We start from the raw sequence: 8429 nt of genomic DNA on the forward strand, positions 1-8429 counted from the left end.
TTGCAGCCCGCTATAACGGCTATACTTACTTAAAAAGTGTCATTTTGCTATTAGATTTATTTATTTTTACGTTAACACTACTTACGGCTAATGCTTTGACTATACGATAGTTATTGAGCGTTCCTCTGTCGGGTAATTAAATATCGTATTTAAGTTACTTTCTACTACAATTTAACATCGTTATGTACTTGAAAATTACTGTTACTAGCGCTACTCTAGATGAGGTGGTCTGACCTCTATTAAGGAATAAAAATGACACTCATATTTACACTGGTTCTAATCGCGTTGCTTTGCACTGCGGTTTACCACAGAGCAAGTTGGAACACAGCACTTGGTGTTTCGGCTATAACTTTATTAATTGGTACCTTTGCGGGTGCTTTTGGTTTAATTAGCTGGTTGATCTTTTTGATCATCACGGTTCCTCTTTCTGTTACTGGCCTTCGTCAGCAATATATCATCAAGCCTATTTTTGCTACGTTTAAAAAAGTAACGCCAAGTATGTCTGATACTGAAAAATCAGCTATTGATGCCGGTACGACGTGGTGGGAAGCTGACTTATTTTGCGGTAACCCAGATTGGAAAAAACTTCACCAATACCCAGTTCCTAAACTTACTATTGAAGAGCAAGCCTTTGTTGATGGCCCTGTTGAAGTAGTTTGTAGCATGTTGGACGATTGGGAAGCAACGCACGAACTAACCGACCTTCCTCAAGATGTATGGCAGTATCTAAAAGATAATAAATTTTTTGCCATGATCATCAAAAAAGAATACGGCGGTTTAGAGTTTTCTGCATTTGCACAGTCTTGTGTACTTCAAAAACTAACAAGTAAATCAACATTACTTTCGTCAATTGTTGGTGTACCAAACTCTTTAGGCCCAGGTGAATTATTACAACACTATGGTACAAAAGAGCAAAAAGATCATTACTTACCGCGCCTAGCGAGCGGTCAAGAAATTCCATGTTTTGCATTAACTTCGCCAGAAGCGGGTTCTGATGCAAGCTCAATTCCAGACTACGGTGTGGTATGTAAAGGGCAATGGAATGGTGAGGAAGTTGTGGGTGTTAGTTTAACGTGGAATAAGCGTTACATTACACTTGCCCCAGTGGCTACCGTACTTGGTCTTGCGTTTAAGTTACAAGATCCAGATGGGCTAATTGGCGACAATAAAGAGCCAGGCATCACCTGTGCACTTATTCCAACGGACACTCCTGGAGTTGAAATTGGTCGTCGACATTTCCCGCTAAACGTACCATTTCAAAATGGTCCTACTCGCGGTAAAGATATTTTCGTACCACTTGATTATATTATTGGTGGTCCAGATATGGCTGGTCAAGGCTGGCGCATGCTGGTTGAGTGTTTATCGGTTGGTCGTGCAATTACATTGCCGTCAAATTCTGCCGGTGGCATTAAAATGATTGCCGTTGCAACGGGTGCGTATAGCCGTATTCGTCGTCAGTTCCGTTTACCTATTGGTAAAATGGAAGGTGTTGAAGAGTCACTAGCAAAACTTGCTGGTTACGCTTACAGCTCTGATGCTGCGGTTAGTATGTCTACGGGTGCGGTTGATTTAGGCGAAAAGCCATCGGTAGTTTCTGCCATTATTAAATACCACCTGACAGAGCAAATGCGTGATGCAACTATTCATGCAATGGATGTACTTGGCGGTAAGGGCATCATGCTTGGGCCAAATAACTATTTAGGTCGTGGCTATCAAGGTGCACCTATTGCCATTACCGTTGAAGGTGCAAACATCTTGACCCGTAATATGATTATTTATGGTCAAGGTGCAATTCGCTGTCATCCATTTGTACTTACCGAACTAGGTGCGTGCGAAATTGAAGACCGCGAAGAAGCGCTTAACGTATTTGATAAAGCGCTAATGGGTCACATTGGTTTTACTATGTCGAACCTTGTACGTACTAAGTGGCTTGCACTTACTGGCGCTCGTTTTACAAGTGTGCCGTACAACGACGAAACCGCTGAATTTTACCGTATAGCGTCACGCTTTAGTGCATCACTTGCTCTTATGTCAGACATTAGCATGGCAGTATTTGGTGGTTCACTGAAACGTAAAGAACGTATTTCAGCGCGTTTAGGTGACTTACTTAGTTACTTATACTTAGTGTCTGCAACGCTTAAGCGTTACAACGATGAAGGCCGTAAAAAAGAAGATTTTGCTCTAGTAAAATGGAGTTGCCAAGATCACCTTTACCATTGCCAACGTGCACTTGCTGATTTAATTAATAACATGCCTTCGGCTCCACTACGTGCCGTGTTAAAAGTATTGTTATTCCCGTTTGGTCGCCCGGTTCGTAAACCAACTGACCAACTTGAGCATAAACTTGCGCAACTACTACAAGTACCTAGCGAAACGCGTAACCGTTTAGCAAGCTATGTATACTTAACAAATGAGCCGCTTAACCTTGTAGGTCGTCAAGAGCAAACGCTTAAAGACGTACTTGCTGTTGAGCCATTATTTGACCGTGTATGCAAAGAAAAAGGTCTTAAACTGCCATTCTTCCAGCTTGATAAAGTAGCGCAAATGGGGCTTGAAGCAGGCATATTAAGCCAAGCAGAGGCTGATAAACTAGCTGCTGTTGAGCAATCTCGTTTAGATGTTATTAACGTTGATGACTTCGACCCTGCTGACTTACTTGCAGGCAAAGCCGCGCGTAATAGCGTTAAAAAAGAAGCTGATGCTGCTTAATTAACTAAGTAAGCATTTGAATACTAAAAGCCAGCGCCTAATGCGCTGGCTTTTTTGTGTAAAATAAATTCTTATATATCAAATCGCACATATCAAGCAATCAAATACTCGACGATAAGTGTAAATTAGCGCTTAGTTATCAATCGCTTCCATGCTAAAACTATGCCTGTATACACTAAAAAACATGCGAGCAATGATGCCAAGCCAGCTAATGTTTGCCCTATAAAACCAAAGTATTCACCGGTATGTAAAAATCGAGATGTTCCCCATGCTTGATCGCCTCGCGTCCAATCAGATTTTTTTAGCGTTTTAATTGCATCACCAGTGCGAGTATCTAAAAATAATGAATATGCATATTCTTGGCGATTCCCGATACTGGTATCAATATAAAAACGTGCTTCGTGTTTTTTGTCACCTAATTCTAACCACATCGAATACCAATCAGTGGCACCATTATGAATTGCATGTATTTGAGCTAGTTGGAATAAAGCATCGTAAGGTACTTTATCAGCCGATAAATTTAATACTGGTAGATGCTTTTCTCGCTCGGGTACGTTTTGCCCAAACGCGCCATATAACGCTTTATTCGCCCAATCAAAATGAAACAAAGTAGCCGTTAATGACAAAACGAGTAAAACCGGCAAACACCAAATTCCAAAAACTAAATGCCACTGCCTATTTCGATGATGTGATGATTTGTAACTCTTTGCTAGTAAAAAATATCCTTTTAATGCAGAGCGATTAAATCGCTTTGGTAACCACAGATAAGCACCCGATAGTAGTAAAAAGATAAAAAATAGATTAGCGTAGCCATTTATATTTTTGCCAATCACTTGTGAAGCGCCATGCAGTAATAAATAACGATGTATATCAGTTACAACGTGAAAAAAACCAGCCGCTAGCCCCTCTCCTTCACGAATAACATCTCCCGTATAAGGGTGTAATAAGTAGCTATTTTTTCCCGCCCAGGCAGGAATAGCAGCCCCTTCTCGATTTACCCAACGAATATAAATATGTGATTGACTCGGATGCGATTTTTGCAAAATATCTACAACAGCATCAGTCGATAGCCGCTGTTGAGCATAGGTGTTTTTTACAGTAAATCGCATTTCATCTAGCTCAACAATCTGTCGTTCATAGGTTAATAAAAAACCAGTGAACGACATGCTGAAAATAAATAAACCGGCGATTAAACCTATAATTAAGTGAGCCCAAAAGACCCACTTTTTAAACAATTTTAAGAACATAAAATAAGTTACTTATTCTTAAAACTGATAAGAAATCGATAAGCGAATATCGCGCCCAGATTCGTATGGACCAACAACAGTGTCAAATACTTCACTGTAATCACCCACACTTGAATGATCGATATATAACTCATTAAATAAGTTAGTAACAGCAACATTAAATAATAATGCATTCGTCACATTCCACTGCCCATATAAATCAACAGTGGTATAGCTTGGTTTATTTAGGGTATATAAAGAATCAGTCCAATCAAGGTCAACAGCTTGATGAAGAGTATCAATATCGAGTGAATCGACTTTAGTTACACTAAAACCAACCTTTGCATCGGTGTTAATGTCGTAATCAACGCCAGCAACCCATGTATTGCCTCTACTATTACCTAAACCGACAAACTCATAGCCATTAATATCAATTGCATCATAACTTACACTGTACAACCCATCACGTGGGTCAAGCTCTGTATCAGTAGCTGAAAATCCAATGAAGAAATCAAATGAATTTAAACGATATGCTAGGTCAAACTCAAATCCTTTAGTCTCTAACGTGCCTATATTGTTATAAACCGAGTTTCCTTCATACCCTTCAAATATCACATCATCTAAAGACGAATTATAAATACTTGCCTTAGCGGATAAATTTTCATTAGTGTATGTTATGGATGCTTCAATATTAGCTACGGTCTCAGGTACTAAACTTTCATCCGCTACTGGAATATCTGAACCGTCATATAAATATCCATCAATGGTAAAGCCATCCCCTATTTGTTTACCACGCGCGGCTTCAGCATACCCAAGCCCTACTGTCCAAGCTTCATTAATGTCATATGCTAAACCGATATTAAAGCTCACTTCATTGTCGTCTAAACTCGATGCACTTTCTGTAATTGCAGTGCCATAATATTCATCTAATAGGATGTCTTGTTTAAACTTATAACTATCAAAACGCACTCCATAACTCAGTAAAAGTTGTGGAGTAATATCACTATAACCTTGTGCATAAACACCCAGTACACTGCCTTGTTCTGAATTTTCTTTTGCACCTGCTGCAGACCCACTCGATACTTCATCATTTCTATAATCAACGCCATAAACAAATTTATGTTCATCAATAATACTTGTATTACGAATATCTAAGCCATATGTGTCAATGTCAGCAAGCCAAGCAAATCGGCCGCCATTAAAAGATGATTCGGTTTTGTATGCTGTCGCCTCTAAATACAATAAGTTATTGTGAGAAAATATATAATTAGCAACGTAAGTCTCTCGCTCTGCTTCACTTGGATACAAAGCATCACCTTCTTGTACCGCCCAGTTAGGGCGTGCTGAAAAATCCCCTTCTTCGTCGCGTTTTTCAATACTTACCGACAAATGATGATTATCTGTTAACTCACCACTGGCTTTAATAAACATCATATCTTGATCGGCGGCCGTACCATAAATAGTATCGCCATCACCATTTTCCATGTTCTCGCGATCCACAGTACTGAAATACCCTAGTACGCCCCATGTATCACTTAATTTACCGTATACACTGGTGCTTAAACGCGTACCGTCATTTGAAAAGTAACTTGCTTTAACACGTCCACCAAATTGTTCACCTTGATTAAGTAAGTCTTGCGCGTCTTTAGTTTTAAAGCGGATAGAGCCGCCAATCGCACCAGGACCACTTGTTGCTTCTCCGGCACCTGCTTGCACATCTATTTGCTGTAATAGGTCAGGATCTATTGTTACACGACCAATATGATGAAATAACGTTGATGTTTGCTGTGTACCATCAACCGTTATATTTAATAAAGAATCTTCAACACCACGAATATAGATCTTTTGTGCAACGCCTACCGAGCCACCCACACTAACAGAAGGTGAATGTCGAAAAATGTCAGCCAGATCAATTGCTTGATATTGTTCTATTTCTTCAGCTGTAATACTCAAATTAGTTGCAGAACCAACTACAGATATTTTTTCAACAGACGCTGTATTTTTAGCAAGTTCTTGCGCGTATATAGGTGAACTAAATGATGCACAAATGGCACTCATTAGGGCTAATTTTTTCAAGGGGGACGTTCCTTCTTAATTGCAAATAAGAAGAATTATCATTTTCTTTTGATTGAAAGTATAGCAACTTTACATTTGTTACATTTAGGACATATACAAAGACGCGTTAGGTGCAATCTACTTTAGTTGCCTAAAAATATGTAAGTAAGGGCGTGAACAGGACGAGAAAGCGTTGCTCAGTTTTTACAAGCACAATATGAAATGTAATTTATACACCTTTTGGAACCGTTACAGTCATTACTAAACCACCTGCAGTATCATTTTTAGCAAATACTGTCGCAGCAATCGCATGTAATTGCCTTTGTGCTAAAGCAAGCCCTAAACCAAAGCTATCACTGTTGCATGAGCGAGCTGAATCAATCCGGAAAAAAGGTCTAAAAATAGTATTTAAATGCTCTTTAGGTACTCCTGGACCTTGATCTGCAATAATAATTTGATATTCATGTTTATAATCAATGAGGCTAATCCATACTTTTTTATTAATGGGTGTGTAACGTAGTGCATTTCTAAGTATATTCTCCAGTGCTTGACCTAATGCTCTGTGATTACTGTTTTCAATATGGGCTTGATTAGGTAAGTCAGCAAAAATAAGTTTATCTGGGTACTCAAAACGCCCATCTTCAATGAGAATTTCGAGTAAATCGACTAAATCCAAAGATTCGATGCGCAACTGAGGTGACTCGTTATCTAACCAGGATAAAGTAAGCGTGTCATCCACTAACTTACGGATGTGCTGTGACTCTTTGTGAATACGCTCTAATTTGATTTGCGTGTCTTCTACACCCTTTTCTCTGTGAGAGAGTAAATTGTCAGTTGCTATATCTAAGCGTGTTAAAGGTGTTCTCAACTCGTGAGACAGATCAGTTAGTAATACACGTTGATGCATAATCTGATCACTGATCCGCTCTGCCATTAAATCAAATGTTTCAGCTAACTGGGATAGTTCATCATTGCGTGAGCCCAGCTGCTCTCGAACTCTGACACTAAAGTCTCCTTTGCTAAATGCTCTACTTGCTAAGTCGAGTTCTTTAATAGGATGCATAATATGGCGATATAACACAATCGATAAACACACCAATATCAGCATTGGCAATAAAACTTGTAACGACAAACGTGTTAAATTCCAAAGTGATCCTGGGCGCATTCTTTTAGGCAACTGCACAACAAGGCTAGTTGCACCATCTTTAAAGGGTAATTGCATAACGGGTGCATGCTCAAAATACAGATGGATTTTCCAATCAATACTTCGCCCCAAGTTATACCCTGTATACTCATAACGATGAGAGCGATTACCAGCTAACTCAACCACATTGGCTTTAGCAATTACAGCCCAAATACTCTCTTGTTGTTGTAAATCATCAACCCAACGCTCAAGTTCGCTCATATCGCCTTGATCAAATATAACCTCAGCCTTTTTTTGCCAATTAATTAACTCTTCTCGACTTGAGTCACTTAGCATGCTCATATCATTTTCAAAATGATTAACCGCGACATTAATTAAATAAAACATCGCAACAACACCAGTACCAATAATTAAGCACAGCTTCCAAAATAAACGTCGTGTCATTTAATACAGTACCCTTGCCCATGCACAGTGTGTAAACGGCTGCCATCCCAGCCGGCGTTATTTAATTTTTTTCGTATACGACTCATATGCATATCTAAACTACGATCGTACTGACTGAAACGCTTGTTAAGCGCCACTTGATATAAAAAAGGTTTTAACAGTATTTGTTCTTGGTTTTTCATTAAAATTTGCAGCAAGGCAAACTCAATAGGCGTAAAAGCTAATAGCTCACAATGCAGAAAAACCTGCTGGTGTAGGCTATCTATTTCAAGTCCATCAATATTAGCAATGTAAGGGGTATTTGTGTCTTGTTTAAAAACGCGCCTTAGTACTGAATCTACTCGTAGTAATAATTCTTGGCTATTAAACGGTTTTGCTAAGTAATCATCTGCACCAGCTGATAAACCTAAAATGCGCTCTTCTTCAGCATGTTTTGCCGATACAATTATTACAGGGGTGTTATTACAACTACGTAAAATATTAAGCACTGCTAAGCCATCTTTGCCCGGCAACATAACATCTAATAAAATAAGACTAAAACGTTGAGCAACCGCTAAATCAAGCGCTTGATTACCATCAAAACACTGTGTAACAGAGTATCCTTGGTTGGCTAGTAATTCAGTAATTTGATCATTAAGTAATGTATCGTCTTCAACAACTAAAATATCAAAATCAGATTTGTTACGTTGATAGGCCTGTGGTGCAGACATAGAAAGCCATAATTTTTATAGTATTAAAACAAATTAAAGCAAATGGTAATACAAATCAATATCAAAATCAGTGAGTGTGGAGAAAGTTGATTTTTTGAGTGTTTTGAGTGTTTTGAGTGTTTTGAGTGTTTTGAGTGTTTT

General features: G+C 38.9%; 5 protein-coding genes. 1 reads left to right on the forward strand and 4 read right to left on the reverse strand.

Going from position 1 to position 8429, the window contains the following annotated elements; genetic code table 11:
- Positions 1–252 precede the first annotated feature (252 nt).
- A complete protein-coding gene (fadE, locus tag GQR53_RS13200; protein WP_165744151.1) occupies positions 253–2709 on the forward strand; it encodes an acyl-CoA dehydrogenase FadE in 2457 nt (818 codons plus the stop codon).
- A gap of 125 nt (positions 2710–2834) precedes the next feature.
- Here fadE and GQR53_RS13205 read toward each other — a convergent pair whose 3' ends face one another.
- The 4 genes from GQR53_RS13205 to GQR53_RS13220 all read right to left on the reverse strand — a co-directional run bounded on the left by GQR53_RS13205 (position 2835) and on the right by GQR53_RS13220 (position 8288).
- On the reverse strand, positions 2835–3956 hold the full coding sequence (locus GQR53_RS13205) for a PepSY-associated TM helix domain-containing protein (RefSeq protein WP_024604906.1): 1122 nt from the start codon (positions 3954–3956) through the stop codon (positions 2835–2837).
- A gap of 18 nt (positions 3957–3974) precedes the next feature.
- The gene (locus tag GQR53_RS13210) at positions 3975–6011 is read right to left on the reverse strand and encodes a TonB-dependent receptor (RefSeq protein WP_165744152.1); all 2037 of its coding nucleotides are present in this window, start codon (positions 6009–6011) and stop codon (positions 3975–3977) included.
- A gap of 208 nt (positions 6012–6219) precedes the next feature.
- Positions 6220–7578, reverse strand: a complete 1359-nt coding sequence (locus GQR53_RS13215; RefSeq protein WP_165744153.1) for a histidine kinase sensor domain-containing protein — start codon at positions 7576–7578, stop codon at positions 6220–6222.
- Positions 7575–8288 carry a response regulator transcription factor gene (locus GQR53_RS13220; protein ID WP_024604903.1) on the reverse strand — a complete coding sequence of 238 codons (714 nt, stop codon included), beginning with the start codon at positions 8286–8288 and terminating at the stop codon, positions 7575–7577. Before GQR53_RS13220 ends, GQR53_RS13215 begins: the two co-directional genes overlap by 4 nt.
- Positions 8289–8429: the final 141 nt, after the last annotated feature.

Origin of the sequence: Pseudoalteromonas sp. Z9A6, assembly GCF_011378805.1 — a bacterium.
Lineage (GTDB): Bacteria > Pseudomonadota > Gammaproteobacteria > Enterobacterales > Alteromonadaceae > Pseudoalteromonas > Pseudoalteromonas distincta.

Bases quoted from the DNA above. Each gene is read 5' to 3' on its own strand.
- fadE (WP_165744151.1), top strand. From the start codon at position 253: ATGACACTCATATTTACACTGGTTCTAATCGCGTTGCTTTGCACTGCG.
- GQR53_RS13220 (WP_024604903.1), bottom strand. From the start codon at position 8,288: ATGTCTGCACCACAGGCCTATCAACGTAACAAATCTGATTTTGATATT.
- GQR53_RS13215 (WP_165744153.1), bottom strand. From the start codon at position 7,578: ATGACACGACGTTTATTTTGGAAGCTGTGCTTAATTATTGGTACTGGT.
- GQR53_RS13205 (WP_024604906.1), bottom strand. From the start codon at position 3,956: ATGTTCTTAAAATTGTTTAAAAAGTGGGTCTTTTGGGCTCACTTAATT.